At 62.8% G+C, this 24,379-nt stretch carries 24 protein-coding genes, 1 tRNA gene and 2 pseudogenes; 9 read left to right on the plus strand and 18 right to left on the minus strand.

Going from position 1 to position 24,379, the window contains the following annotated elements; genetic code table 11:
• Positions 1 to 19: 19 nt before the first annotated feature.
• The 10 genes from J2J99_RS01305 to J2J99_RS01350 form a co-directional block, all read right to left on the minus strand.
• Positions 20 to 883, minus strand: coding sequence for an ABC transporter permease (locus J2J99_RS01305; protein ID WP_168295540.1), 864 nt, complete (start codon positions 881 to 883; stop codon positions 20 to 22).
• Between the two features lie 3 nt (positions 884 to 886).
• Positions 887 to 1,834: an ABC transporter permease gene (locus J2J99_RS01310; protein WP_168295539.1), complete on the minus strand. Its 948-nt coding sequence runs from the start codon at positions 1,832 to 1,834 to the stop codon at positions 887 to 889.
• A gap of 246 nt (positions 1,835 to 2,080) precedes the next feature.
• Positions 2,081 to 3,610 carry an ABC transporter substrate-binding protein gene (locus tag J2J99_RS01315; protein WP_205918704.1) on the minus strand — a complete coding sequence of 510 codons (1,530 nt, stop codon included), beginning with the start codon at positions 3,608 to 3,610 and terminating at the stop codon, positions 2,081 to 2,083.
• Between the two features lie 134 nt (positions 3,611 to 3,744).
• The gene (locus J2J99_RS01320) at positions 3,745 to 4,740 is read right to left on the minus strand and encodes a P1 family peptidase (RefSeq protein ID WP_168295535.1); all 996 of its coding nucleotides are present in this window, start codon (positions 4,738 to 4,740) and stop codon (positions 3,745 to 3,747) included.
• A gap of 124 nt (positions 4,741 to 4,864) precedes the next feature.
• A complete protein-coding gene (locus J2J99_RS01325; protein ID WP_004674838.1) occupies positions 4,865 to 5,059 on the minus strand; it encodes a hypothetical protein in 195 nt (64 codons plus the stop codon).
• A gap of 518 nt (positions 5,060 to 5,577) precedes the next feature.
• Complete coding sequence (locus J2J99_RS01330; protein WP_168295533.1) at positions 5,578 to 8,505, minus strand: aminotransferase; 2,928 nt, start codon at positions 8,503 to 8,505, stop codon at positions 5,578 to 5,580.
• A 120-nt stretch (positions 8,506 to 8,625) separates the two neighbouring features.
• Positions 8,626 to 9,510: a formyltetrahydrofolate deformylase gene (gene purU, locus J2J99_RS01335; RefSeq protein ID WP_168295532.1), complete on the minus strand. Its 885-nt coding sequence runs from the start codon at positions 9,508 to 9,510 to the stop codon at positions 8,626 to 8,628.
• 217 nt (positions 9,511 to 9,727) lie between these two features.
• Positions 9,728 to 10,744: an acyltransferase family protein gene (locus tag J2J99_RS01340; protein WP_168295531.1), complete on the minus strand. Its 1,017-nt coding sequence runs from the start codon at positions 10,742 to 10,744 to the stop codon at positions 9,728 to 9,730.
• A 56-nt stretch (positions 10,745 to 10,800) separates the two neighbouring features.
• Positions 10,801 to 12,081: a hypothetical protein gene (locus J2J99_RS01345; protein WP_168295530.1), complete on the minus strand. Its 1,281-nt coding sequence runs from the start codon at positions 12,079 to 12,081 to the stop codon at positions 10,801 to 10,803.
• A gap of 2 nt (positions 12,082 to 12,083) precedes the next feature.
• Positions 12,084 to 13,133 (minus strand): glycoside hydrolase family 5 protein, encoded by a 1,050-nt coding sequence (locus J2J99_RS01350; protein ID WP_168295529.1) that lies wholly within the window; start codon positions 13,131 to 13,133, stop codon positions 12,084 to 12,086.
• Positions 13,134 to 13,269: 136 nt separating this feature from the next.
• On the opposite strand from J2J99_RS01350, the gene J2J99_RS01355 reads away from it, so the two are divergent.
• Together J2J99_RS01355 and J2J99_RS01360 are read left to right on the plus strand one after the other, a co-directional pair.
• Positions 13,270 to 14,880: a GumC family protein gene (locus J2J99_RS01355; RefSeq protein WP_168295528.1), complete on the plus strand. Its 1,611-nt coding sequence runs from the start codon at positions 13,270 to 13,272 to the stop codon at positions 14,878 to 14,880.
• 61 nt (positions 14,881 to 14,941) lie between these two features.
• Positions 14,942 to 15,274, plus strand: a complete 333-nt coding sequence (locus J2J99_RS01360) for a hypothetical protein (protein WP_168295527.1) — start codon at positions 14,942 to 14,944, stop codon at positions 15,272 to 15,274.
• A 183-nt stretch (positions 15,275 to 15,457) separates the two neighbouring features.
• Here the strand turns inward: J2J99_RS01360 and J2J99_RS34560 are convergent.
• A pseudogene (locus J2J99_RS34560) lies at positions 15,458 to 15,747 on the minus strand (Rossmann-fold NAD(P)-binding domain-containing protein); the annotation flags it as partial.
• Positions 15,748 to 15,941: 194 nt separating this feature from the next.
• Between J2J99_RS34560 and J2J99_RS01370 the strand changes: the two are divergent.
• Positions 15,942 to 16,232 carry a DUF982 domain-containing protein gene (locus J2J99_RS01370; RefSeq protein WP_168295525.1) on the plus strand — a complete coding sequence of 97 codons (291 nt, stop codon included), beginning with the start codon at positions 15,942 to 15,944 and terminating at the stop codon, positions 16,230 to 16,232.
• A 164-nt stretch (positions 16,233 to 16,396) separates the two neighbouring features.
• On the opposite strand, the gene J2J99_RS01375 is transcribed toward J2J99_RS01370, so the two are convergent.
• Positions 16,397 to 16,481 (minus strand) — tRNA-Leu (locus J2J99_RS01375).
• A gap of 167 nt (positions 16,482 to 16,648) precedes the next feature.
• Between J2J99_RS01375 and J2J99_RS01380 the strand changes: the two genes are divergently transcribed.
• On the plus strand, positions 16,649 to 17,068 hold the full coding sequence (locus J2J99_RS01380; RefSeq protein WP_168295524.1) for a BA14K family protein: 420 nt from the start codon (positions 16,649 to 16,651) through the stop codon (positions 17,066 to 17,068).
• 2 nt (positions 17,069 to 17,070) lie between these two features.
• Here the strand turns inward: J2J99_RS01380 and J2J99_RS01385 are convergent, their stop codons facing one another.
• On the minus strand, positions 17,071 to 17,364 hold the full coding sequence (locus J2J99_RS01385) for an Rdx family protein (protein ID WP_168295522.1): 294 nt from the start codon (positions 17,362 to 17,364) through the stop codon (positions 17,071 to 17,073).
• A gap of 126 nt (positions 17,365 to 17,490) precedes the next feature.
• Between J2J99_RS01385 and J2J99_RS01390 the strand changes: the two genes are divergently transcribed.
• The 3 genes from J2J99_RS01390 to J2J99_RS01400 all read left to right on the plus strand — a co-directional run bounded on the left by J2J99_RS01390 (position 17,491) and on the right by J2J99_RS01400 (position 19,323).
• Positions 17,491 to 18,228, plus strand: coding sequence for a type 1 glutamine amidotransferase (locus J2J99_RS01390; RefSeq protein ID WP_168295520.1), 738 nt, complete (start codon positions 17,491 to 17,493; stop codon positions 18,226 to 18,228).
• Between the two features lie 11 nt (positions 18,229 to 18,239).
• Complete coding sequence (locus J2J99_RS01395; RefSeq protein ID WP_168295816.1) at positions 18,240 to 18,797, plus strand: sugar O-acetyltransferase; 558 nt, start codon at positions 18,240 to 18,242, stop codon at positions 18,795 to 18,797.
• A 73-nt stretch (positions 18,798 to 18,870) separates the two neighbouring features.
• Complete coding sequence (locus tag J2J99_RS01400) at positions 18,871 to 19,323, plus strand: GFA family protein (RefSeq protein ID WP_168295518.1); 453 nt, start codon at positions 18,871 to 18,873, stop codon at positions 19,321 to 19,323.
• Between the two features lie 2 nt (positions 19,324 to 19,325).
• On the opposite strand, the gene J2J99_RS01405 is transcribed toward J2J99_RS01400, so the two are convergent.
• From J2J99_RS01405 to tenA, 4 genes and pseudogenes are all read right to left on the minus strand, one after another.
• Positions 19,326 to 19,658, minus strand: coding sequence for a CcdB family protein (locus J2J99_RS01405; protein ID WP_246735340.1), 333 nt, complete (start codon positions 19,656 to 19,658; stop codon positions 19,326 to 19,328).
• Positions 19,612 to 19,843: pseudogene (locus J2J99_RS01410) on the minus strand (type II toxin-antitoxin system CcdA family antitoxin). Before J2J99_RS01410 ends, J2J99_RS01405 begins: the two are co-directional and overlap by 47 nt.
• Positions 19,844 to 19,895: 52 nt before the next feature.
• Complete coding sequence (lepA, locus tag J2J99_RS01415; protein WP_037142863.1) at positions 19,896 to 21,728, minus strand: translation elongation factor 4; 1,833 nt, start codon at positions 21,726 to 21,728, stop codon at positions 19,896 to 19,898.
• Between the two features lie 76 nt (positions 21,729 to 21,804).
• Positions 21,805 to 22,503 (minus strand): thiaminase II, encoded by a 699-nt coding sequence (gene tenA / locus J2J99_RS01420; protein WP_168295516.1) that lies wholly within the window; start codon positions 22,501 to 22,503, stop codon positions 21,805 to 21,807.
• 132 nt (positions 22,504 to 22,635) lie between these two features.
• On the opposite strand from tenA, the gene J2J99_RS01425 reads away from it, so the two are divergent.
• Positions 22,636 to 23,205, plus strand: a complete 570-nt coding sequence (locus tag J2J99_RS01425; RefSeq protein ID WP_168295514.1) for a helix-turn-helix domain-containing protein — start codon at positions 22,636 to 22,638, stop codon at positions 23,203 to 23,205.
• Between the two features lie 24 nt (positions 23,206 to 23,229).
• Positions 23,230 to 23,748 carry a GNAT family N-acetyltransferase gene (locus J2J99_RS01430; protein ID WP_168295512.1) on the plus strand — a complete coding sequence of 173 codons (519 nt, stop codon included), beginning with the start codon at positions 23,230 to 23,232 and terminating at the stop codon, positions 23,746 to 23,748.
• Positions 23,749 to 23,763: 15 nt separating this feature from the next.
• Here the strand turns inward: J2J99_RS01430 and J2J99_RS01435 are convergent, their stop codons facing one another.
• Positions 23,764 to 24,375 (minus strand): HAD-IA family hydrolase, encoded by a 612-nt coding sequence (locus tag J2J99_RS01435; RefSeq protein ID WP_168295510.1) that lies wholly within the window; start codon positions 24,373 to 24,375, stop codon positions 23,764 to 23,766.
• Between the last annotated feature and the right edge of the window lie 4 nt (positions 24,376 to 24,379).

Raw genomic sequence — 24,379 nt, forward strand, 5'->3', positions numbered from 1 at the left:
CTTTCGTTTCGGGAGGACATCAGCGGCTTGCCTCCCGTGGATCGAGAAGATCGCGCAAGCCGTCGCCGAGCATGTTGAAGCCGAGCACGGTCAGCGCGATGGCAAGGCCGGGCAGAACCACCAGCCAGGGGGCCTGCGCCAGATAGGTTTGCGCATCGGCGAGCATCCGGCCCCATGTCGGCGCCGGCGGCGCCATGCCGAGCCCGAGAAAGCTGAGACCGGCTTCGGTCAGGATCGCCAGCCCCAGCTGGATCGCCCCATGCACGATGATCTGGCTGATGATATTCGGCAGCACATGGCGCAGCGAAATGGTCAGGCGCGTATTGCCGATCGCGCGCGCCGCCGTCACATAATCCCGGCTCCAGGCCTGGAGCGAGGTCGCCAGCGTCACCCGCGCAAAGACCGGGATCATGAAGACGGCGATCGCGGCAATCGCGGTGAACCGCCCCGGCCCGAGAAAGGCGCCGAGCACCATCGCCGACAGGATCGGCGGCAAGGCAAAGATGACGTCGCAGATGCGCATCAGCAGCGCTTCGAAAGGTCCGCGGATCGCTGCCGCCGAAACGCCGGCGATCGAACCGAGCGTCCCGCCGATCGCAACCGCGGTAATGGCGATCGACAGCGAATTCCAGCATCCCGCCATCAGCATCGACAGCACGTCGCGGCCGAACTGGTCGGTGCCGAGCAGGCCGAAGGCGAGAGGTGGCTGCAGTTTGTGGACGATCTGCATCTTTGCCGGCGGCAGCGGCGTCCAGACGAGCGACAGCAGCGCGACGGCGATCAGCAGGCCGACGATGACAGCACCCGAGATCATGTTCCTTCGCCGGCTAATCCTGAAAGGGCGGCGGCCACTTGACGTGGCAATGACTGCGATCGGCACCATGGGTCAGGCCGCCTTTCTCATCCTGGGATCGATCGCCATGTAGGAGAGATCGACGATGAAGTTCACCACGATGACGAGGGCGGCGAAGAACAGCACGACATCCTGCATCACGATGATGTCGCGCTGGGAAAGCGCCTGCAGGGCAAGCCGCCCGAGACCGGGCAGGTTGAAGACATTTTCCACCAGCACTGCGCCGGCGACGAGAAAAGTGAACTGCAGCCCGATCATGGTGAGGATCGGGATCAGCGCGTTCGGTACGACGTGACGCCACAACACGGCGCTGCGCGAAAGCCCTTTGGCCACCGCGGTACGGGCAAAATCCTCATGCATCGTCTCGAGCACGGCCGAACGCGCCACCCGCGTCAATACGCCCGCCTGCGGCATCGCCAGCGCGACTGCCGGCAGAACAAGCGCCTGGAATGCCGGCAACAGACCGGCACCCCAGCCAGGGAAACCGCCGGCCGGCATCAGCCTGAGCATCGTAGAAAAGAGAATGACCAGCAGCAAGGCCACCCAGAAGGCGGGCATTGCGATGCTGATCTGTGAAAACAGCGTTGCGGCGATATCGAAGACGCGGCCGCGGCGCGAGGCGGCGAGCACCCCGAGCGGCAGGGCGATCGCCACCGAAAGTGCGATCGCCATCAACGCCAGCGGCAGCGTGACCGCCAGGCGCTCGACGAGCAATCCCGCCACCGGGACGCCATAGGTGTAGGATCGGCCGAGATCGCCTGACAACAGGCCGGCCAGCCATTGCCCGTAACGCAGGACGAGCGGCTGGTCGATACCGAGATCATGGCGTAGCGCCGCCAAGGTCTCCGGGCTCGCCGACGTGCCGAGTAGGATCGAGGCGGGATCGCCGGGCAGCAGATCCATGACGGTAAAGATCAGCAGCGAGACGATGACGAGGGTAATGACAAGGCCGGCGAAGCGGCGGGCGAGGAGGGCGATCATGCGGGCCACGCTTTCGGTGTGGCACGGCAGCCCTTCGATGCGCTGGCGATGGGTTTGGCGAGAAGGTCAAACCCACTCTCCGTAATCCTCGGCCTTGAGCCGAGGATCCATGTTGCGGCTGCTCGTGGATGCCGTGTGGATGCTCGGCTCAGGGCCGAGCATGACGGAGGGCGGGGACCGGCATTGGACGGCTCGCCATCAGGCTTCGTTTCGCTCATCTCCGCGCCTCATGCATTCAAATGCCGATCACTCCTCCCAGGAAACCCCGGACAGCACGTTGGATGGAATCGGCTCGTTCTCCCACAGCCCTTTCAGCTTCCTGTCCCAGACACCGAGTTTCGGCATGACGAAGAGGTAGAGCGCTGGCACGTCCTCGGCGAGGATCTTCTGTGCTTGCCCATAGATTGCATTCTGCGCGGCGGGATCGGCCGTCTCCTGGACCTTCTTCATCAGCGCGTTGAAGGCCGGATTCTTGTAATTGAAATAATAGGGATCGCGCGCATAGATGTCGACGTCGAGCGGCTCGGCATGGGCGACGATCGTCATGTCGAAGTTGCGGTCCTTCATGATGTCCTGGACCCATTTCGCCGGAAACTCGGTCGGCTCGATATTCATCGTCACGCCGATCTCGGCAAACATCGCCTGCATCACCTGAGCACTGCGCGGCGCATAAGCCATCTGTGGCGATTTGATCGTGAAGGTGAAGCCGTTGGGATAGCCGGCCTCAGTCAGCAGCGCCTTGGCCTTTTCGACGTCATAGGGGAGCACGCCGGTCATGTCCTGATAGCCGGGATCGTTCGGCGTGTAGTGGCTGCCGATCGGCGTGCCGAGGCCCGACCACGCGCCGTCGATCACCGTCTTGCGGTCGATCGCCATCATCAGGGCTTGGCGCACGCGCTTGTCGTCGAACGGCTTCTTGGCATTGTTCATGCCGGCGACGACTTTGAGTTCGGTATTGCCGATCCTGGTCACGAGCCTGGCATCGCTGTCGAACGAGCTCATCAGTTCGGGTGCGGCAAATTCCGGAAAGGCGTCGAGATCGCCCGATTTCAGCGCGGCGGCCTGCGCCTGTGGATCGGCGATGAAGCGGAAGGTAACCTTGTCGAGCTTGGCGGCAGCATCCTTGTTCCAGTAGTCGGCGTTCCTGGCGAGTTCGACCCTGTCGCCCTTTGCCCAACTGACGAATTTGAAGGGGCCGGTGCCGATCGGCGTCACCTTGTCGTCGTCGGCCGTCTTCTGCGCGACCATCACCGAGGCCGGCCAGCCGAGCCAGTAGATCAGACTGCCGGTCGGCGCCGACAGATGCAGCACCAGCGTTTCCGCATCGGGCGTATCGATCGAGGCGATCGAGGCGAAGAAGCGCTTCTGCGGATTGACCGAATCCGCGCCGCGAGCGCGGTCGAGCGAAAACTTGGCGCTGGCGGCGTCGAAGGCCTCGCCGTCGTGGAATTTAACCCCGGTCTGCAGCTTGAATGTGTAGGTCAGGCCATCGGGCGAGACCTCCCAGCTTTTTGCCAGCTGCGGCTGGACCTTGCCGGTCTGGTCGATCCTCACCAATCCCTCGAACACGTTCTGCCAGGTGACCTGGCCGATTGCGACGGGCGCAGCGATCGTCGGGTCGAGACCGGTCGGCTCGACGCTCATGCCAAGCTTCAGGCTGGTGTTCGCCGCTTCCGCCGGCGTCATCGCCGTCACCGCGAGACAGAGCGAAAGCGCGGCGCCGAGGGAAAGCCGCCGGACGAAACGTGCCGACGACGCAAACGAAACCTTATTCATCATGCGCATTCCCCACCAGGTTGCGACCATAAAGCCTGCCGCGATCCTAAGATCGGCCTGCCGCGCTTCCAGTCTTTGTTTTCCGCATCTGTTTGACGCAAAGGCTGCACGTCTTGCGAGACATGTTTATTCGATCAATGACCGTCAGGATAGCGGTCGCGCCACGCCTTCTGCGCGCCTTCGGCCGGAAGGGCGCCGGCCTCGTAGACGCCACGGGCGATCGCCCGCGCCATCACGATGGTGGCGAGGTGGCAAAGCTCCATCAGGCTTGCCATGTCGTCTCGTCGATGCCTGCCGGTCGAAGCGGCAAAGACGGTGTCGCCGTCGAGCGGCAGGTGCGCCGGCAAAAGCGCCCGGGCGAAGCCGTCGTGGCCGGCCAGCGAAAGCCGGTGCGCCTCCGCCTTCGTCAGCTGCGCGTCGGTCACCACCGCACCGATCGTCGTTGCCGGGGTATTCGTCCCCTTGAGCCGCATCCGGTGGTCGCAAACCGCAGGCATGCCGAGCCCCCCGAATTCGCCGTCCTTTTCGAAGGGTGCCGCCCAGAAATGCGGCCCGTCGCCGATCGTTGCGGAGCCGAGCGCATTGACGGCGACAACAGCCGCGACGCGGTGTCCGGCGCTGCTGACGGCGCTGGCCGAGCCGAGCCCGCCCTTGAAGGTGGCCGTCGTCGCCCCCGTCCCGGCGCCGGCGGTGCCGAGCGCGAATGGGCCCTTGGCGGCCGCCTTCAACGCCGCATAGCCCATGTCGCGATAGGGTGAATGGAGCCCCCAATCCTTGTCGCCGCCATTCAGCAGGTCCATCAGAATCGCCTGTGGCACGATCGGGATGCGCACCGAACCCACCGCAAAACCGCGGCCGACCTCGCGCAATCCCGCCTGCACGCCACCGGCGGCATCAAGCCCGAATGCCGAGCCGCCCGAAAGCACGAAGGCGTCAACGGCGCTGACGGTCATTGACGGGTCGAGCAGGCCGGTATCGCGCCCGCCCGGCGCGCCGCCGAGCACTGTACCGGATGCGACGGCCGGCTCGTCGAAGACGATGACCGTAACGCCGGAACCGAGGGCGAGATCGGTCGCATGGCCGACGGCGACGCCGTCGATATCGGTGATCAGGTTGAGAAGGTCGGGCAAGGGCGGATCCTTGTGCGCGAAGGGCCGCCGAATAGGACTGCAATTGTCCTCAAAAAACAAGACCGGCCCCTAAGGACCGGTCACGACAGGAAAGCCGCCAAACTCGGCAGCGGCCCCATTGCCCTCAGGCATGAAGCGGCTTCGGATGGCGGCGGGTCATCAGGTCATGGATGGCCAGCCGTACCTCGTCCGGCGAGCCGAATCGCTGCTCGTCGAGGTCGTGGACATGGTATTTCACGGCGATGAACTTCAGCCGGTCTTCGTCTGGAATGACGATCCCGACAGGAACGCCGGCATATTCGATAACTTGCTTCTTCATGGATAGAACTCCTGCTGCGCGGCATGCGCAGCCATGGCGAATTGACTTGTCTGGTACCGTTGAAAGGAGGACGAGCGTCACATTCGACAGTTCGGGCGGGAGAGGGCGCCCGGACGGTCATTGCCAAGCACAGATCGCCCAAGGAGATCGGCGAGAATATCGATGTCTATCATGTCTCGTTCCTTGCGTTGGCGTTGCGCTTGAGTGGTCCCGAGCCCGGGACCGGCGATGGCTGTCATCATTATCTACAAACTTAGGTGAGATTATCCAACAGCCTGTCAGAAACATATTCCGAAACGTGTCAAAATATCGACGATTCGAAAAAAATCATTCCGTTCCCGCTGAACTTACCGGAAAGCAACATATCAGCTCTTCGTAAAATTCGCATGACAGAATCGAAACTCTTTCGACCGCCGCAGCAGAAATAGGAAGCCTTGCTGATTCCGGCAATGGGCCGCGTCGGCAAAAATCGAAATGCCTCGAAATGATCCATTTGGTTAAGGCGGCAAGCGCCTTGTTCACCAGCCTTCGTCGAGCACCTTTTCCAGCATGTCGGCGAAAAAATCCGCGCTTTCGATGCTGAGGCAGAGCGGCGGTTTGATCTTCAGCACATTATGGTGATCGCCGGTCGGCTGCATGATGACGCCAAGTGTCAGAAGCCGGTCGCAGATTGCTGCCGTCTCTTCCGTCGCCGGCTCCAGCGTCGTTCTGTCGCGGACGAATTCCAGGCCGAGATAGAGGCCTATGCCATGCACGGCGCCGGCGATCGGGTGGCGGTCGATCAGCGCCGCAAGCCGCCCCTTCAGGTGATCGCCGACCGTGCGGGCATTTTCCTGCAGCTTTTCCTCGGCCATGATGTCGAGCACCGCCATGCCGGCGACGCAGCTGACCGGGCTGCCGCCGGTGGAGGAAAAGAAGGGACCTTCCTTCTCCAGTGACTGCGCGATCGCGCGTGTGGTGATGACGGCGCCGAGCGGATGGCCGTTGCCCATGCCCTTGGCGACGGTGATGATATCAGGCACGACCCCTTGTTGTTCAAAACCCCAGAAATAATGACCGAGTCTGGAATAACCGACCTGCACCTCGTCGGCGATGCAGAGGCCGCCGCGAGCCCGCACCTGCGCATAGATCTCCCGGAGATAACCGTCCGGCAACGGAATGCCGCCGGCATTTCCGTAGACCGATTCGCAGATGAAGCCGGCCAGGCCTTCGCCGCCGGCGTCGATCGTCTCCAGCATCGGCGTGACGGCGCCAAGATAGCTCGCTGCCGTGTCGGGCCCGCGAAATGCGCCGCGGTAGGTATTCGGCGAAACGACCGCATGCACCCAATCCGGCCGGGTGGTCAGCGCCTGCGGATTGTCGGCGATCGAGGTGGAGACGGCGTCGCTCGCCGCCGACCAGCCGTGATAGGCTTCAAGCAGGCAGAGCATATTGCGTGCGCCGCTATGGGCTTGCGCCAGCCGGATTGCCAGGTCGTTCGCCTCGGAGCCGCTATTGACCAGAAGGACCGTATCGAGTCCCTCCGGCGCAAGCGCGGCGAGCCGTTCGGAAAATTCCGCGATCGCGCCATAGTGAAAGCGCGAGTTGGTATTGAGCCGCAGCCATTGCGCGCCGATTGCCGCAGCGAACCTGGGGTGGCCATGGCCGAGGATGGTGACATTGTTGACCATATCGAGATAGGCGCGGCCCTCGATATCGAACAGATATTCTTTCCAGCCGCGCTCGATCTGCGGCGGCGCGGCATAATAGTGCTTCTGCGCGCTTGCGAGATGCGCCTGCCGCCTGACGAGCAGACCGGCAGTTTCCGGTTGCGGCGCTTCCGCTTGCCGGCCGAGAAGGGGCGAGGGTGAAGGGCAAAGTACCGACCAGGCCGCCGCCTCTCGCGGCGTGGCAAAGAGCGGCGGTTCGAGGCCCGCGACGCTGCAGAGCTGGAGGCGCAGCCCGCCGAGCGACGACGCCTCTCCGGAAACCGAGCCCAGCGGATCGCCGGCGGCAAGCATGGCGCCATCCTCGATTGAAGGGTCGAGCCCGTCGAGGTGCAGGGTCGTCGTCTCGCAGGTCAGGGTCAGATGCTGGTCCTTCCAGCCGATGCGGCCGGCAAAGGGTGCTGTGACCGCGCTTCCGGCGGCAAGGCATATGTCGACATGCAGGGCGCAGGTCGCATGTTCCTTGGTGCTGCCAAGGGTCGCGCGGGAGAGCCGGTATTCGCCGTAACGCGTTGCCGCCGCGCCGCTTTCGGTCGCAGCCCGGGCCAGCAGCCGCCAGTCCATATCGGCATTCAGCCAGTTGCCGGCGGAAAAATGCGGGCTTCGCACGCCGAGGTCGATATAGTCGATTGCGGTGGTATCGATGTCGGGCAGCAGGGGCAGCCATTCCGATGTCTGCGGAATGGCGATGTCCGTGCCGGCTGCCTTGAGGATGGCGGCTTCCATGAGTTCGAACGGAACCGACATCGCCGTATCGAAGATCGCCCGCTCGCGGTCGAGATTGCCGCGGACGTAGTCGTTGTCAGGGTCGACTGAAATCTGCTGCTCGCTACTGGCGACGAGGATGACCGCGCGGGCGACGATCAGCGGCCACAGTGCCTTCAGTTCGTCGTCGCTCAGCGGATAGATCGCCTGATAGGCGGTGACGGCGGGTAGGATATGAAAGGGGTCGCCATTCGCCTGATGCAGCAGCGAGGCGCAGGTGACCGCGAGGTCGCCGACCAGCCAGCCGCGGATGATGTCTCCGAAATCGATCACTCCATCGGGGATCGTATGGCCGCGTGCGTCACGATGACCGACGACATTGTCGCCGGTGACATCGTGATGGACAGCCTGCAGCCGGAGCGAAGGCGCCAGGGGCTGGATGCGGCGAACGGCCATCACCATGGTCTTGGCGATCCGGTCGCGGGCGGCGCTGTCGGTGATGGCGGAAAGCAGCTGCACGGCGACTGGCCCGGCGCGTCGCAGATCCCATTGCAGGTTGCGGTCGAGCCCCGGATGGTCGAAATCGGCAAGGGACTGCGCCAGCCTGGCGCAGAGAGCGCCAAGCGCCGCAACGGAAGCCGGCGCGACATATGTCAGTTCCGTCAGCCCCCGACCTTCGAGATATTCCAGTAGCCGGACCTGATAGCCCTGCCCGCGCACGGTGAGGACAAGGATCTCTCGCCCGTCATTCGTGACGACGACGTTCGGAACACGCGGCGCTTCCGACTTGCTTTTGAGGTGACGGATTGCCGCGTTCTGCGCTTCGAGTTCGCGGGTCTGGTAGGCGGCATGGCAGATTTTCAGGACGTAGCGTCCGCGATCACTGTCGACCCGGTAGTTCCGATCCTGCTGGCTGCCCAGTTCGACAACGGTGCCGGACAGACCGTAGTGATCAAGAAGGATCTCTTCCGCGTCCGCGACAGTGACGTCGGGACGCGGCAGCGCCATGCGATCAACAAGCGCCTCGTCGGTCATGACACCCCCTCCCGCAGCATGATTCGATTACCCGTTGAGCGAGATAATCAAATACTTGCTGCCGGCAGGCAACGGGTGATCGTCGTTTGCCAGCAAAAGAGATGCCGGCCTTGACCGGCCTTAGCCCATGCGTTCGGAGGCATAGCTTCCCGGGCTTGCCGGGAAGACGACGGTGCGGTTGCCGTTGATGAAGGTGCGGTGGTGGATATGGGCGTGGATAGCCCGGGCCAGCACCTGGCTTTCGACGTCGCGGCCGATCGAGACATAGTCGTCGGCGCTCTGGGCATGGGTGATCCGGGCCGTGTCCTGCTCGATGATCGGGCCTTCGTCGAGATCGGCAGTGACGTAATGGGCGGTGGCGCCGATCAGCTTGACGCCGCGCTCATAGGCCTGCTTGTACGGGTTGGCGCCTTTGAAGGACGGCAGGAAGGAATGGTGGATGTTGATGATCCTGCCCGACATCTGCTTGCAGAGCTGGTCGGAGAGGACCTGCATGTAGCGGGCAAGCACGATCAGCTCGGTGCCGGTCTGGTTGACGAGCTCGACCAGCTGGGCTTCGGCCTGCGGCTTGTTCTCCTTGGTCACCTTGATGTGGTGGAAGGGGATGTCGTGGTTGACGACGACCTTCTGGTAATCGAAATGGTTGGAGACGACGCCGACGATGTCGATCGGCAGTGCGCCGATCTTCCAGCGGTAGAGCAGGTCGTTGAGACAATGGCCGAAGCGCGACACCATCAAGAGCACCTTCATGCGCTTCTCGCTGTCGTGGAAATCGTAGTCCATCGCAAAGGGCGCGGCGACGGCGGCAAAATCGGCGCTGATTTCGGAACCGGACAGCCCCTCTTCCGAAATGAAGCTGACGCGCATGAAGAACTTGCCGGTATCGAGATCGTCGAACTGCGAGCTGTCGATGATGTTGCAGCCTTTCTCGGCTAGATAGCTCGAAATCGCCGCAACGATGCCGCGCGTCGATTTGCAGGATACCGTCAATACATAGCTTGTCATGTCTCTCGCTCTTCCCTCTTCAAGACCGCAGCCGTGCTTAGATCAAAGCCCGGGCCGCGAATAGGCCGGCGCACTTTCATTCATGCGACAAATTGCAAGAGGAACCATCAGGTTTGTGCAAGTCCTCTTGCTTCCAGGTCCTAGCTTAAGAGAAGTTGCGCAGAAAACTGTGCCGCCAGCGCCGTGGGGATGCGTATTCTCGCCTTCGGCACGAAAGTCAGGCCGGCGGACCGCTTGCGACGGCCGCTTTCCGGCGGGGCGTGGTGATTTCGTGGACGATGGCACCGCCGAACGACGAAAGCACCAGCGACAGGATCACGAAAAGCACCGGCTGCTGCAGGATGCCGATCGCAAGACGGTCGGCGACAACCCTCAGAAACGCCAGCGTGAAGGCGTGGGTGATGTAGATGGCGTAGGAGCAGTCGCCGAGATAATTCAGCCATCCGAGAACCGGCAGTCTGGAAAAGTCGATGGAGACCGCGCCGTAGACGATGAAGACCGCCGGAATTCCCCAGGCGTAGAACCGGCTCTCCGGCTGCATGAGCGCCTCGTTGACGAAGAGGAACACAAAGCCGGTGGCGAGCGCGGCCCACGCCCAGCGGTTCGGCAGGAGCGCCTTCTGACCATAGAGCCAGCCGAGCACGACGCCGCCGAGAAACTCCAGCATGATCGGTGCGCCGTAGAACCGCGTGGCCGTTGTTTCCGGCAGCAGCCGGCAGGCGATCAGGATCACGGCAAAGACGGCGAACATGGCTGGAATCCGGCGGCCTTCGGTGAGCGGCAGCAAGAGCGCAAACACGAGGTAGAAGAACATCTCGTAGTTCAGCGTCCAGCCGGGCACGACGACGGGGGTGATCGTGCCGGGATCGGCGGCATTGGCCCATGGCAGAAAGAACAGCGAGGCGATGAGATGCGGGAGGTCGAACACGGTCGATTTCAGCAATGATGAGGCCGCCAGCGCCACGACGGCTGAAAACAGCGTTGCCAGCCAATAGAGCGGAACGATTCTTCTGAGGCGGCGGCGGGCGAAGTCGATCCGGCTCATCGCGCGCCCGCTCGTCGTCAGCCACATCACGAAACCGCTCAAGACGAAGAAGATGTCGACCCCGGTTTCACCATAGAGAAAGGCCGTCGCGTCGACGGCGGGATTGACTTTGGCAAGCTGCAATATCGCATGGAAATAAACGACCATCAGCGCCGCGACAGCGCGTAGATATTGAAGCTGGACAAGCATCGAGCGTCTTGCTCCTCGGGCTCGCGCGGGCGCCGGTCTCTCCCGTGCCGCTGCGGTCAACTCTCTACATCTGCCGCACGACCTTGCCGGATGCGCGGGCTGTCGTGGAAGCGCATATATCCGACGACGAACCACAGGAGGCCGGCAATCTTCATCGAGAAGACGGCGGTCCCTCCGATCATCATATTCAGAAAAATGAAAAGAGAAAGTGAATGGGCGCAACGCCGCTGCGCCGCCGTGCGGCCGGCAGGGAAGAGACAGACGAACAGCCAGAAGGCGATGACGCCGAAAATGGTCGCCGCGTAGATCAGGTAGACATAGCCACTATCGGCGAACTCGGCGACCCTGTCGACCGACAGCCCGAGAACGGCAAGCGGATCGAGCTCCATGATCTTCTTCATCGTCAGATTGATGCGGCCGGTGAAATTGTCGCCTGTCGCATTGGGCTTCATGGTGTAGACGAGGAAACCTGCGGCAACGATCAGGGGCATCAGCGCCAGATTGAAATTCTTCGGGATCTTCGGAAAGATGAAATAGCCGACGATGCAGGCAAAACAGAAGATCAGCATCGTGCGCGTATCGTTCGTCACCAGGATCAGCACCGCCGTAGCGACGAACAGCAGCCGATCCCAACGGCTTATTCTTTCCCACATGGAGATCAGATAGATCGCGATCACGCCGCAGAAATTGGCAAGCGACACCTGTTCGAGGAAGATCGACGACGAGCGGTGATCGATGATGCCGAAGGAGAAGCGCTCGGGGAAACCGAGCGCGTTCTGGAACAGGCCCGTCTTATTGTAGCTCAGCGGCAGCAGCCCGCGTGTATTGGCGAAATAGTCGGAGGGATGCACGATGCTGACATAGAACGGCACGCTGACGATCTCGAAGACCAGGAAGATCAGCACCGCAAGGCTGGCCCAGCGAAAGGCCAGCTTCATGGTTTTCTCGTTGCTCCAGCCGCCGAGGCCGGAAAAGCAGAAGATGATCAGCACGTTGCGGAAATGATCGACGAACGGCAGGCGGTTGAGCAGGCTGACATAGATGGTCACGACAAGCGTGAACAGCAGGAACAGGAAGGCCGGCAGGTCGGTTTCGTAGATCCCCTTGTGAAGGATGTAGATGATGGCACTCGCCATAATCAGGCCTTCGCTGGCGGCGACATGCGTCAACGAAAGCGGCATGATGTTGTGGTTGATGAAGGCCAGAATGCCATTATAGAGCACCGAAAGCAGGCCGAGCCATAACACCGGATAGTCGACGCGCGATGCCCTCGCGGCCGCATCGAGCCGTTTGCCCGCCACAGTGAAAGTCGCTGCTTTCTGATCGACGGCTGCCACGGTCAGTTCTCCGCGGGCTTCACGGCGGTGCAGGCGCCGCGATCGGATTTGGCCGACTCGGCGAGAAGCCGCATCTGCGGCCGCTCGGCGCCCGCATGCGGCTGAACGTTGAACGGTTCGTCCGCCGGCCACCATTCACCCGCCGCCCAATAGGACCAGCCGAGCCAAACGTCGCTATTTCCAGACATGGTGGCGTAGATTTCTCTCAGCCCGCCCATGCAGTCCTTGTCGGCGGAGGCGCCGAATTCGCCGAGAAAGCCGCGCTTGTGGTTCAGCTTCAGCCAGGCGGTGACGCCGGCGATTGCCTTGACCGCGGTGGCCGCACCTTCGCAGGTCGGATGGGTTCCCGACGAATCGACATCAAGATATTGATGGACCTCGTAGGCGTAGAAGTCGAGCGGGTCGCGCACGCCGAGCATCACCGTGCCGTTGGCGCCGCCCATCACGTCTTGTTCCCAGCTATGAGCGCCGCTCCAGGCGGTGCCCGGCACGAGGATGAGGTTGCGTGCGCCGACGGCCCGGATGCTGCGGATCGCGGCGTTGGCGGCATCGAGCCAGTCCGTCGCCTTGATGTCATGCGGTTCGTTCATCAGGCCGAAGAGCACGCCGTTCTCATTGGCGAATTCGACCGCGAGCCTCGCCCAGAAGTCGGCGAATGCGGCGTCCGTCGCCGGCGCGGTGCCGATTTGTACCTTGTCGTAGTAGCCGAAATTATGCGGGTCGAGCAGGACGGCCATGCCATGCTTGCGGATCAGAGCAACCGTCTCTTTGATCCGCTTGATCTCGTCCTCGTCGAGCCGGCCGCCGAGCGCCGGCTGGAGCCGCTCCCAGCGGAAGGGCATCCTGATGATGGTCATGCCCTTTTTGGCGAAATAGCCGATCGTCGCCTCGCTCGGATAGAGGTAATTCGTGCCGTAAATCGCGTCGCGCTCGCCATATTCGCCGCCGGACAGGTTGACACCGCGATAGCAGGGCTTGTCGGCCGCAAGCGCCGGAGACGCGATGAGGGCGGCCACAAGCAGCGGCGCCGTCAGGTGTCGTGTCGTCCTCATGGATATCCCTCGCAGTCGCGGCAAACGGCAACATCTCTATGGTCGCCAGTATCTTAACGGTCCGTTAGCTAAGAATTTCTAAAGTCTCGGCACCTCGGCTTCAGTCTTTCACACTGGGCGGGACACGAGTGCGCGTATGAGCCAGTATGACACGAATAGAGTGAGCCGGCTGCCCGGCTGGCGCAGTTATGAGCCGCCTCAGACTGCGCCGGAAGGCGTGCGCCTGCGCAGTCCTGTCGTCCGCCCGGATGATTTCGCTCGCCCGGTGCCCGAACCCACTCCTCCGCCTTTCGTGCCGCCGCTGGCAAAGGTTGCACAAACCCGCCGACCCGAGCCGCCGTCGCCTGGGCCTGCCGAGCGGCCTGCGGCCGATTTGCCGCCGCAGAGCACGTCGGGACCCGGAGTCCCGCTTCTTGATCTCCGCTCCAGCATCGCGGCGATCTGGGGCCGCCGGCGGGTCGTGCTTGTTCTGGCCCTTATCGGCGCCGTCGCCGGCGGCGCACTGGCGCCGTTCATCGGCCAGAAATACACTGCCGTCAGCAGCCTCTATTTCGATCCGCGCCAAATCGGCCTTGCCGATGTCGGTGCGCAATCTTCCGGGCCGTCGCCGGAAATGATCTCGGCGCTGATCGACAGCCAGGTGCAGATTCTGACCTCGGGCAATGTGCTGCGCCGCGTCGTCGAGGCGATGAAGCTCGATCAGGATCCGGAATTCACTGGCGGCCGGACTGACGGTGCCGCCGTCATCGGCTCCCTGCAGAAGGCGCTGGTCATCACCCGCCAGGCCAGCACCTATGTCGTTTCGCTTGCCGCGACGACCAATGATCCGGAAAAATCCGCAAGGCTCGCCAACCAGGTCGTCACCGCCTTCACCGAAGAGGAGAACAGCGCCTCGAACGGCCTCTACGAAAACACGTCCTCGACGCTCGACGGACGGCTCGACGACCTGCGCCAGAGGGTGCTGGAGGCCGAGCAGGCGGTCGAGACCTTCCGTGCCGACAACGACATGGCCGCGACCGAGGGCAACCTGATTTCCGATCAGCGACTCGGCTCGCTGAACACGCTGCTGGTGACGGCGCAGGAAAAGACCATCCAGGCGAAGGCCCGCGCCGACGCCGTCGCCAATCTGCGCGTCGAGGACATCGTCGCCGGCAATCAGACCGAGGGCGGCCCCACCTCGCCGCTCGTCAGCCTGCGCCAGCAATATGCCAGCCAGGCCGCCGCCGTCGGCAGCCTCGAAAGCCAGATGGGTACGCGTCATCCCCGCCTGCAGGCGGCCCGCTCGTCGCTGCAGAGCATAGCCGGCGAAATCAAGGGTGAGTTGCAGCGTCTTGCCACTTCGGCACGCGGCGAATACGAGCAGGCAAAAGCCGCCGAAGACAGCATCGCCAAGGAGCTTGCGGTGCAGAAGGCGCTGCAGGCGACGACCTCGGACAAGCAGGTGGAATTGAACGAATTGCAGCGCAAGGCGACGGCGGCGCGCGATATCTATGAGACGGTGCTGAAGCGCTCGAGCCAGACCAGCGAGGAGCAGAACCTCAGCCAGAGCAACATTCGCGTCATCTCGCCGGCTGAGCCGCCGGTCAGGGCCGACGGCCCGGGAAAGAAGATCCTGCTGGTCGCCGGCATCATCGGCGGTCTCCTTGCCGGTTTCGTCATCGGTGCCGGCTTTGCCATTCTCGCCGGCCTCCTCAGCCATCCGATCATCAAAGGTTATTTCAGGAGATCGCCCGTTGCGGCTGCTTGATCAGCATCTCCGGTTTTCCTACATCCCATGAGCGGCGCAACGATGCCGGCAGGAGAGTTCCATGCGGCTTGTGATGATGTTTCCGATAGTGCTCGTTGCCCTATCAGGCCTTGCGCCAGCGTCCGCCTTTGCCGTCGACTGGACGAAGCCGGTGAATGCGGACGTTCAGGCCCTCTATCCCTACAGGGGGCTGCCCGGCGTCAAGGCGCAGCCGGACAAGAAGGAAGAAGAATCCTATAATTGCCGCACTGAAACGGTCCAGGTCCGCCGTCGCTACGACGAGATCTTCCGCTCCGGCGGCATGCCGACGCTGATGTATGTTTGCGAACGCGACGGCTTCGTCACCATGGGCGGCAAGGTGCCGCTGCGCGGCCACTATCAGCCGGTGCGATAGGCGCTTCAGCCGGTCAGCAAAGCCGTTGGCTGCGCCTGTCGGAACCGCTGGGCCGGAAGCGCCATCCTCAGATAGTCGAATCCGGCATTTGCTTGCGATCGCTCGACGACCGAGTATCTGACCATGCCTTCCTCCTGCGACCTACGCCATGAAGACGATCCCTGCTTGTCCGCCCACGCTTTTGGCGGCCACGCTCTCGCCGTTCCGCTTTGCCTCCTGGAGGAAGGAGAGTAGCCTTCCTTGATTGGCGCGACACGCCCCTGGAAGGAACGACTCATATGTCTCCGCTCGATCGAAGCCGGCGGCCTTTTCGTCGGCCCGCACCCTGCCAGCCCCGGACCTGTCGCGTGGTTCGCCGAGGCCGTGCGGCAGGCGAGGATGCGCGGGCTGCCGCCATGAGTCGGCAGTTCCTCGACGTCGAATAGCTTCAGGCCGTGGGTGGCAAAGACCTCGGCGAGCAGCGAAAGAGAAAAGACCATAGGCCTGCGGGACAGGGACGGGGAAGCAGCAATGGAACCGCTGAGCTGGATCAGCAACGCTGACGCACTTCGTTGCCGAGGCCGTCAAAAGAGGAATACCGTTCCATCCGGCATCGATGCCGCTTTCATCTTGCGCGGCATGATAATTGCATTATTACTAATATTCTAATCCTTGGGGAGAAAGTGCCATGCAATGGGACACATCGGTGGATTTTGCGCCTCTCGTTCTCTTTGTTGGGGGGCGGGGAAAGATCGTCCGGACGCTCCGTGACGCAGCCGAGCTTCTGATGATCGAATGGCCGCTTGACGACGGAGAGGAATACGTCGCGGCTGTGAAGGCTTGCGCCGACGCGATTATCGGGCAGGCCGGAATGGACGAACTCAGGGACTTGCTTCTGAGCGCCGCCAGAGAAGCCGGTATCGGGGTTTTGTCGGTGATTGCCGACGGCGGGAATGCGGCGCCGCACATGGCGGCGTAGAGGCCGGGAATCGCGCCATCACCTACCGCCCTGGTTTGGCTTTCAGAACCAGCATCATGGAACCAGTCTGTCGATAACGAGCATCGGCGCCGGCCTTCGTGGAAGTTGCCAATGTGCAATTTTGGAAAGTTTGATATCTGATCTTGGCAGCGATCAAAAGGAAATGGTGCCCAGAAGAGGACTCGAACCTCCACGCCTCGCGGCACAGGTACCTGAAACCTGCGCGTCTACCAATTCCGCCATCTGGGCGACGGAGAGCGATGTAAGGGGGTGGCCCGCGACTGTCAACTGGGTTTTTGAAGTTTTCCTGACAGTTGGCAAAAAACTGCCGATCACATCAGCAGGCGGGCTGCCGGACAGGCATAGCACCTGTCATCGGGCGTCCTATATAAGAGAGGATCATAAGGAAAAGCACGATGCCTGCTTCCCGCACTTTTCTGCTCGCCGGCCTCTTGGCCGTTCTGTTGCCCGCAATTGCAGCCGCCGATTCGCTGAAGGTGGGCAGGCCGGGGCTCGGGCCGCTTAATACCGGCTCGACGCTTTGCGATTTTCGCGGCTGCTTCGGCTTCGGGCCGCAGCAATGGCATCGGCCCGCCTATGTTCAGCCGAACTACCGTCCGCGCGGCGCGGGGCCGACCTATTATCTGCCGGGTGCGGCCGGGCGGCCGCAGCTAACCTATGATCCGCCGCCGGTGCGCCGCGTGCAGCCGGCGGCGCGCGACATGAACAAGCATATCGCCTGGTGCACCAATGAGTACCGCTCCTACAATCCGCGGACGGATCACTTCCTCACCTATGAGGGCGTCTACCGAGTCTGCCGCTCGCCCTATCGCTGAGGTCAGCTTTCGAGCGAGGCTCGGTCGACATGGCCGAGATCGCGGCCGGGCTCGACGATGTCGCGAACCCGCTGCTTCAGCTCCTTCGGCCCGGGGAAACCGCCGTCGCGCTTGCGTTCCCAGATGAGATCGCCATTGACGCGGATCTCGAAATTGCCGCCGGTGCCGGGGACCAGTGCCACCTCGCCGAGGCTGTCGGAAAAAGTATGCAACAGCTCTTGTGCCATCCAGGCGGAGCGCAGCAGCCAGTTGCACTGTGTGCAGTAGAGGATCGAGACGCGCGGTTTTTCGGTCATGGCGATTTCCTTTCGTTCCGCTTGGTTTAAGCGCGGTGACGTGGCCGCGCAATTGCTCTGATGGAAGCGTCTTGCCTACGGGCTTACGCCATGGTTTCCTCCGCGTCGATCATATCGGGAACGCCCATGCGAGTCGCAGTCGTCGAAAACATGAAGAATACCGGTCTTGGCGCGCTTGCCACAGCGCTCGACGAGGCGGGCGCGGAGATCGAGTGGTTTCGCGTCTGGCAGGACGGCATCCTGCCGCGGGATGTAGCAGGCCATGACGCGCTGGTTGTCCTCGGTGGTGAGCAGAGCGCGCTGGATGACGAGACGCATCCCTACCTGCCGGAGCTCGCCCGGCTTGCCCGCCACTTCGGCGATGCCGGCAAGGCCGTGCTTGGCATCTGCCTCGGCAGCCAGATCCTCGCCCGCGCCTATGGCGCCGACAATCATCTCGGCACCGCTTGCGAATTCGGCTGGCACCGAATCGGCGTCACCGCCGAGGGCCGGGCCGATCCGCTGCTGTCGGCGCTTGGCGGCGAGTTCACCATCTTCGAATGGCATGCAGACACCTTTGCCCTGCCGGAGGGCGCGGTGCGTCTGGCGGCGAGCCCCGTCGCCGCAAACCAAGCCTTCCGCATTGGCCGCGCCGTCTACGGCACCCAGTTCCACTTCGAGGCCGACCGGGCGGTCGTCGAGCAGTGGAAGGCGGAATTTCCCGAAACGATCGCCCGCATCGCCCCCGGCTGGCTGGAAAATCATGCCGAACTGGCGGCGCGCCACGGCGTCGCCGCCGATGCCGCCGGCCTTGCCATCGCGCGTGCCTGGGTCAGCCTGATTGAGCCTGCAGAGATTGGAATATTGTCGGAGGCCTCGGCGTGAGAGGCGATTCGATGCCGGCAAGCGACTATGAAAAGATGGCGGCGGGTGAGTGGTATTGCTGCCTCGACGACGAACTCGATCGCCTGCGCCAGCAGGCGCGCCGTGCCGTTCACGCCCATAACACGCTGCCCCCGGATGAGCGCGGGGCCGTCGCCGCGGCCCTCAGAGCGCTCTTTGCCGGGGCGGCGTCGGATATCTTCATCGAAGCGCCGTTTCATTGTTCCTACGGCATCAATATCGTTCTCGGCGAGCGCGTCTACTTCAATGCCGGCTGCACCATCCTCGATTCCGGCCGCGTGACGGTTGGAGACCGCACGATGGTCGGGCCGGGCGTGCAGATCTATTGTGCCGAACATCATAAGGATCCCGTACTTCGCGGCCAGGGCATCGAGATCGCCCGGCCGGTTGCGATCGGCAGCGATGTCTGGATCGGCGGCGGCGCCATTATCCTCGGCGGGGTGACGATCGGCGATGGGGCACTCGTCGGCGCTGGCGCCGTCGTAACGAAGGATGTGCCAGCGGGTGTAACCGTGGTCGGCAATCCGGCGCGCCCGATGAACCGCCTCTGAGATTTATGCCGGCGGGCTCCCTCGACAACGGCGCCTGCTCCGCTAAATCACGTGGCGCAAGGGGAGAGATATCATGACGGCACAGAACTTACCCATGGAAGGCGGCTGCCGTTGTGGCCGGGTGCGGTTGAAGATCAGTGCGCCGCCGCTGCTGACCATGGCCTGCCACTGCACGGGCTGCCAGAGGATGACTGCGAGCGCCTATTCGCTGAGTGCCGCCATCCCCAGCGAAGGATTCGAAGTGACGAGGGGCGAGCCTGTCATTGGTGGCTTGCATGGCACGACGAAACATTATTTCTGCCCGCATTGCATGAGCTGGATGTTCACCCGTCCGGAAGGCATGGACTGGTTCGTCAATCTGCGCGTCACCATGCTCGATGACCCCAGCTGGTTCACGCCGTTCATCGAGACATGGACGAGCGAGAAGCTGGCCTTTGCGGAGACCGGTGCGGTGCACAGCTACGCGGCGCTGCCGGAGATGGCGGCCTACGAGGGGTTGGTGAAGGAGTATATGGCGCGAGGTTGATCTCAGAGGCCCTGGAAGTTCAGGGCGGTGATGATACGATCACCGTCGGCCGCGAGGTCGGCGGCGACGCCGATCTCTTTAACGGAAATCGCTCCGATAAACTGGTCGCCATAACGTATGGCTCGCCGTTGATCACGAATTGCGGGTTGAGCTGACACATGATTTTGGGAAGCTTCCAGCGGAAGCATTGGCGCCATGATCCGCGTCGTCAGGTCGCCATGCAGGCCTGATTGCAGATCAAGCGCAAGCGCATCCCATGGATCACATTGCAGACATGAAACCGAGCCATCAGAACTGCCGATGTTTCTGAAACGGCAGGCCGTGTTTTTCGACATAGGCATTGGAGGCGGCAATGGCCTCCGCGTTCCCGATACGCCACGATCGTTCGCGTTCCGCCTTTATGGCTTTCGCGATTCCATCTTCCGCCGCCCGGGATATATTGATCTTCTCACGCACCTGCGACACGAGTCCATCATCGAGAGAGGTTCGCCGCTTTCCTTGGCCGCTGCGCCGTAACGATCTCCTTTGCCTTATGCGCAGATCATGTGCGCATAAGGTGCCATTGAGAAGCGTTACTCGTCGCCCATCTTCAGCGCTGCTATGAAGGCTTCCTGCGGAATCTCGACCTTGCCGAACTGGCGCATGCGCTTCTTGCCGGCCTTCTGCTTGTCGAGCAGCTTGCGCTTGCGGGTGGCATCGCCGCCGTAGCATTTCGCGGTCACATCCTTGCGCAGCGCCGAGATCGTCTCGCGGGCAATGACGTTGCCGCCGATCGCCGCCTGGATCGGGATCTTGAACATGTGCTTCGGAATCAGCTCCTTGAGCTTCTCGCACATGTCGCGGCCGCGCTTTTCGGCGGCGGTGCGGTGCACCATCATCGACAGCGCGTCGACCGGCTCGCCGTTGACGAGGATCGACATCTTCACGAGGTTGCCCTCGCGGTGGTCGGTGAGCGTATAGTCGAAGGAGGCATAGCCCTTGGAGATCGACTTCAGCCGGTCGTAGAAATCGAACACGACTTCATTGAGCGGCAGGTCGTAGGTCAGCATCGCGCGGGTGCCGACATAGGTGAGTTCGATCTGGATGCCGCGCCGGTCCTGGCAGAGCTTCAGGATGCCGCCGAGATAATCGTCGGGTGTGAGGATCGTCGCGCGGATCCACGGCTCGTGGATCTCGGAGATCTTGACGACGTCGGGCATATCGGCCGGGTTGTGCAGCTCGCGTTCCGTGCCGTCGGTCATGTACATCTTGTAGACGACCGAGGGGGCGGTGGCGATGAGATCGAGGTCGAACTCGCGCTCCAGCCGTTCCTGGATGATTTCGAGATGCAGCAGGCCGAGGAACCCGCAGCGAAAGCCGAAGCCGAGCGCCGCAGATGATTCCATTTCGAAGGAGAAGGAGGCGTCGTTGAGGCGAAGCTTGCCCATGGCGGCGCGCAGATCTTCGAAATCGGCGGCATCGACCGGGAAGAGGCCGCAGAACACCACCGGCTGCGCCGGCTTGAAGCCCGGCAGTGCCTGTGCGGTCGGCCGCTTGTCCTCGGTGATCGTATCGCCGACGCGGGTGTCGGCCACTTCCTTGATCGAAGCGGTGATGAAACCGATCTCGCCCGGGCCGAGGCTGTCGACATTAACCATCTTCGGCGTCAGCACGCCGACACGCTCAACCTGATATTTCGCATCCGTGCCCATCATGCGGATCGTCTGACCCTTGGTCAGTACGCCGTCGATGATGCGCACGAGAACCATGACGCCGAGATAGGTGTCGTACCAGCTGTCGACCAGCAGCGCCTTCAGCGGCGCCTTCTCGCCGCCGGGGCTCTTCGGCGCCGGCAGCTTGTGGACAATCGCTTCGAGCACGTCGGGAATGCCGAGGCCGGTCTTGGCCGAAATCAGCACCGCCTCCGACGCGTCGATGCCGATCACTTCCTCGATCTGTTCCTTGATGCGGTCGGGTTCGGCGGCCGGCAGGTCGATCTTGTTGAGCACGGTGACGAGCTCGTGATTGTTGTCGATTGCCTGATAGACGTTGGCGAGCGTCTGCGCTTCCACACCCTGCGAGGCGTCGACGACCAGCAGCGAACCCTCGCAGGCCGACAGCGACCGTGAGACTTCATAGGCGAAGTCGACGTGGCCGGGCGTGTCGATCAGGTTGAGGATGTATTTCTCGCCATTGTTTGCCTGGTAGTGCAGGCGCACCGTCTGGGCCTTGATGGTGATGCCGCGCTCGCGCTCGATATCCATATTGTCGAGCACCTGCTCGGACATTTCGCGCTCGGCAAGGCCGCCTGTCGTCTGAATCAGGCGGTCGGCCAGCGTCGACTTGCCGTGGTCGATATGGGCCACGATCGAGAAGTTGCGGATATGGGACAGCGGAGTGGTCGAATTGGTGCTCATGCGCGCCATATAGCAGCGCCGCCCCCGGCCGCAAAGCGGTAATTATCCCGCCGTTTACGCTATTTTACGAGCCGGCGGACGCGTCTCAGACCGGCCAGGTCTCCAGCCGCCAGGCCGAATCCCAGAACATCCATTCATATTGCGCGGCGCGCACGAAGACATCGGTCATCTCTGTGCGCTCCGCCGGCGAGGCGGCGCGAGCGGCGATGTCGGTCAGCGCGATCACTTCGCGCGCACCGGCGGCAAATTGCGGATCGCCATAGGTGTTGATCCAGGCCTGGAAGGCATTGCCCTCGATAACAGGCCGGTTCTTGATCGCCTCGCCGACATGCCAGTAGATCCAGAAGCAGGGCAGAATGGCGGAAAGCGCCACCGCGTAGGAGCGGTGATAGGCGGTGGCCAGCAGAAAATTGGTGTAGGCAAAGCAGGTGGGCGACGGCTCGGCCAAGGTCACATCCGCGGCCATGATGCCGAACTGGGTGAGGAAGCCCGCATGCAGGCCCTGCTCGACAGTGATCGCCTTCTGCGCCGAGCCGAGGAAACGCAGCACCTGCGCATTGTCGGGCGCCTTGGCCGCGACGATGGCAAGGCATCGCGCATAGTGCTTGAGATAAAGCGCGTCCTGCAGAATGTAGTGGCGAAAGATTTCCGCCGGCAGCGTGCCGTCGGAGAGCCGCGTCAGCAGCGGCAGCGCCTCGATCTCGGCCATGATGGGCGCAATCCTGTCCCAGGCGGCGGCCGTAAAGCTTCCCGTCAGTTCCGTTCTCTGGGTGCTGGCGTCCATTATTCTCTCCATCGATCGCGCTGACATATACCGGCGAGGCTGCGGTGAAGGCAAGCTGCGTGCGCGCCGCTTATTGGCTTGATTCCATCATTGGATCATGTATTTCTCCTATGGTAGAATCACGGGTGGACGATGGACCAGCAACTCGAACAGGCGATCGGCATTCGCATCCGCAAGCTGCGGCTGGAAAAGGGCTTGACGCTGGACGATCTTGCCACCGCCTCCGGCGTCAGCCGGGCTATGATTTCGCGCATCGAACGGGCCGAGGCGAGCCCGACCGCCTCGCTGCTGGCAAGGATCTGCGCCGCCCTCGGCCTGTCGCTCTCGGCCTTCTTCGCAGAGGAGGGACAGCAGGCCTCGCCGTTCTCCCGCCGGCAGGACCAGCAGGTCTGGCGCGATCCGGAAACCGGCTATCGCAGGCGCGCGGTCTCGGCGCCCGGCACCGCCTCCGATGTCGATATTGTCGAAGTCGAATTTCCCGCCGGCGCCCGCGTCAGCTTTCCCCCGCATGCGGCCTCCCGCGGCATGACCCAGCATGTCTGGCTGTTCGATGGCGAGCTGGAGATGACGGCCGGTGAGATGGTCTACCGGCTGCGTCCCGGCGACTGCCTCTTCATGCCCGTCGGCGAGGGTCATGTCTTCCACAATCCCGGCAACGCGCCGGCGCACTACTGCGTCGTGCTCGATCGCGGCGGCCGATAACGACTTTCATTTCAGGAGAAGAACATGCCTGACATTCGCACCCTTTCCGCCGAAGAGGCGCGCGCCGCCATTCCGGCGCTATCGCAGGTGCTTGCCGATTGCGTGGCTGGCGGCGCTTCGGTCGGCTTCATGCAGCCCTATGGGCCTGACGATGCCGAGCCCTACTGGCGCGACGTCGCCGATGCCGTTGCGGCGGGCGGTAATCTGTTGCTGGTCGCCGAACTCGATGGCAGCATCGTCGGTACCGTGCAGGTGGGTGCTGCGCAGATGCCGAACCAGCCGCATCGCGGTGATCTGAAGAAACTGCTGGTGCATCGCTCCGCCCGCGGCAGGGGTATCGCCCGGTTGCTGATGGAAGCCGCCGAGCGGGAGGCGAGAAAGCGCGGCAAAACCCTGCTCGTGCTCGACACGGCAACCGGCAGCGATGCGGAGGCGATTTATCCGCGCTTGGGCTGGGAGCGCGTCGGCGTCATTCCCGATTATGCGCTGTGGCCGCAGGGTGGCTTCTGCGATACCACCCTGTTCTACAAGCGGCTCGCCTGATTGCGCCGGCTCCGCTCACGCCAGCCGGCGCAAACCCGGAAATGCCCCGGCAAGTGTGGTGTCCGCCGTCCATTGCGCCGCGTTCCAACCGAACTGCCGCGCCGCTTCGATATTTTCCGCCATGTCGTCGATGAAGGCGATTTCGCCGGGCAGGGCGCCGACACGTTCTGTCGCCAGCCGGAAAAAATCCGGCGAAGGTTTGCGGTGTCCGAGCGCGGCGGAATAGATGATGCCGTCGACATGCGCGCCGAGGCCGGCCTCTTCCATCAGGTAGCGCGCCCGCCTATGTTCCTGATTGGTCGCCAGAAAGAGGGCAACACCGCTTTGCCGGAGGGCGGCAAGCTCTTCCAGGAGATTGAGATCGAGGCGGGAATCATTTTCGAACCAATAATCGATCAGGGTTGCGGCACTGAGATGCGGCGCGATCTCTGCAAGCACGGCCGAAAGCCGCGGTTCCAACGCCTCGCGGCCGATGACGATGTCGTTCCAACAGGTCTGGAAGAACGCCTGCTGCAGCAGGTCGAGGCGCAGCCCGAGATCGCGCTCGAGATAGGTGAAGTGCGGCAGGCCGTCGGTCGGCCGGCCATGAATGAGCACGCCGTCGACATCGACCATCAGCACTTTCATGCGG

It is taken from the genome of Rhizobium binae (assembly GCF_017357225.1).
GTDB lineage: Bacteria > Pseudomonadota > Alphaproteobacteria > Rhizobiales > Rhizobiaceae > Rhizobium > Rhizobium binae.

What these genes read in the sequence shown, in the direction of transcription:
- J2J99_RS01305 (WP_168295540.1), bottom strand. Translation starts at nt 883, where the DNA reads ATGGTGCCGATCGCAGTCATTGCCACGTCAAGTGGCCGCCGCCCTTTC.
- J2J99_RS01310 (WP_168295539.1), bottom strand. Translation starts at nt 1,834, where the DNA reads ATGATCGCCCTCCTCGCCCGCCGCTTCGCCGGCCTTGTCATTACCCTC.
- J2J99_RS01315 (WP_205918704.1), bottom strand. Translation starts at nt 3,610, where the DNA reads ATGAATAAGGTTTCGTTTGCGTCGTCGGCACGTTTCGTCCGGCGGCTT.
- J2J99_RS01325 (WP_004674838.1), bottom strand. Translation starts at nt 5,059, where the DNA reads ATGAAGAAGCAAGTTATCGAATATGCCGGCGTTCCTGTCGGGATCGTC.
- J2J99_RS01330 (WP_168295533.1), bottom strand. Translation starts at nt 8,505, where the DNA reads ATGACCGACGAGGCGCTTGTTGATCGCATGGCGCTGCCGCGTCCCGAC.
- purU (WP_168295532.1), bottom strand. Translation starts at nt 9,510, where the DNA reads ATGACAAGCTATGTATTGACGGTATCCTGCAAATCGACGCGCGGCATC.
- J2J99_RS01340 (WP_168295531.1), bottom strand. Translation starts at nt 10,744, where the DNA reads ATGCTTGTCCAGCTTCAATATCTACGCGCTGTCGCGGCGCTGATGGTC.
- J2J99_RS01350 (WP_168295529.1), bottom strand. Translation starts at nt 13,133, where the DNA reads ATGAGGACGACACGACACCTGACGGCGCCGCTGCTTGTGGCCGCCCTC.
- J2J99_RS01355 (WP_168295528.1), top strand. Translation starts at nt 13,270, where the DNA reads ATGAGCCAGTATGACACGAATAGAGTGAGCCGGCTGCCCGGCTGGCGC.
- J2J99_RS01360 (WP_168295527.1), top strand. Translation starts at nt 14,942, where the DNA reads ATGCGGCTTGTGATGATGTTTCCGATAGTGCTCGTTGCCCTATCAGGC.
- J2J99_RS01370 (WP_168295525.1), top strand. Translation starts at nt 15,942, where the DNA reads ATGCAATGGGACACATCGGTGGATTTTGCGCCTCTCGTTCTCTTTGTT.
- J2J99_RS01380 (WP_168295524.1), top strand. Translation starts at nt 16,649, where the DNA reads ATGCCTGCTTCCCGCACTTTTCTGCTCGCCGGCCTCTTGGCCGTTCTG.
- J2J99_RS01385 (WP_168295522.1), bottom strand. Translation starts at nt 17,364, where the DNA reads ATGACCGAAAAACCGCGCGTCTCGATCCTCTACTGCACACAGTGCAAC.
- J2J99_RS01390 (WP_168295520.1), top strand. Translation starts at nt 17,491, where the DNA reads ATGCGAGTCGCAGTCGTCGAAAACATGAAGAATACCGGTCTTGGCGCG.
- J2J99_RS01395 (WP_168295816.1), top strand. Translation starts at nt 18,240, where the DNA reads ATGCCGGCAAGCGACTATGAAAAGATGGCGGCGGGTGAGTGGTATTGC.
- J2J99_RS01400 (WP_168295518.1), top strand. Translation starts at nt 18,871, where the DNA reads ATGACGGCACAGAACTTACCCATGGAAGGCGGCTGCCGTTGTGGCCGG.
- J2J99_RS01405 (WP_246735340.1), bottom strand. Translation starts at nt 19,658, where the DNA reads ATGTCGAAAAACACGGCCTGCCGTTTCAGAAACATCGGCAGTTCTGAT.
- lepA (WP_037142863.1), bottom strand. Translation starts at nt 21,728, where the DNA reads ATGGCGCGCATGAGCACCAATTCGACCACTCCGCTGTCCCATATCCGC.
- tenA (WP_168295516.1), bottom strand. Translation starts at nt 22,503, where the DNA reads ATGGACGCCAGCACCCAGAGAACGGAACTGACGGGAAGCTTTACGGCC.
- J2J99_RS01425 (WP_168295514.1), top strand. Translation starts at nt 22,636, where the DNA reads ATGGACCAGCAACTCGAACAGGCGATCGGCATTCGCATCCGCAAGCTG.
- J2J99_RS01430 (WP_168295512.1), top strand. Translation starts at nt 23,230, where the DNA reads ATGCCTGACATTCGCACCCTTTCCGCCGAAGAGGCGCGCGCCGCCATT.
- J2J99_RS01435 (WP_168295510.1), bottom strand. Translation starts at nt 24,375, where the DNA reads ATGAAAGTGCTGATGGTCGATGTCGACGGCGTGCTCATTCATGGCCGG.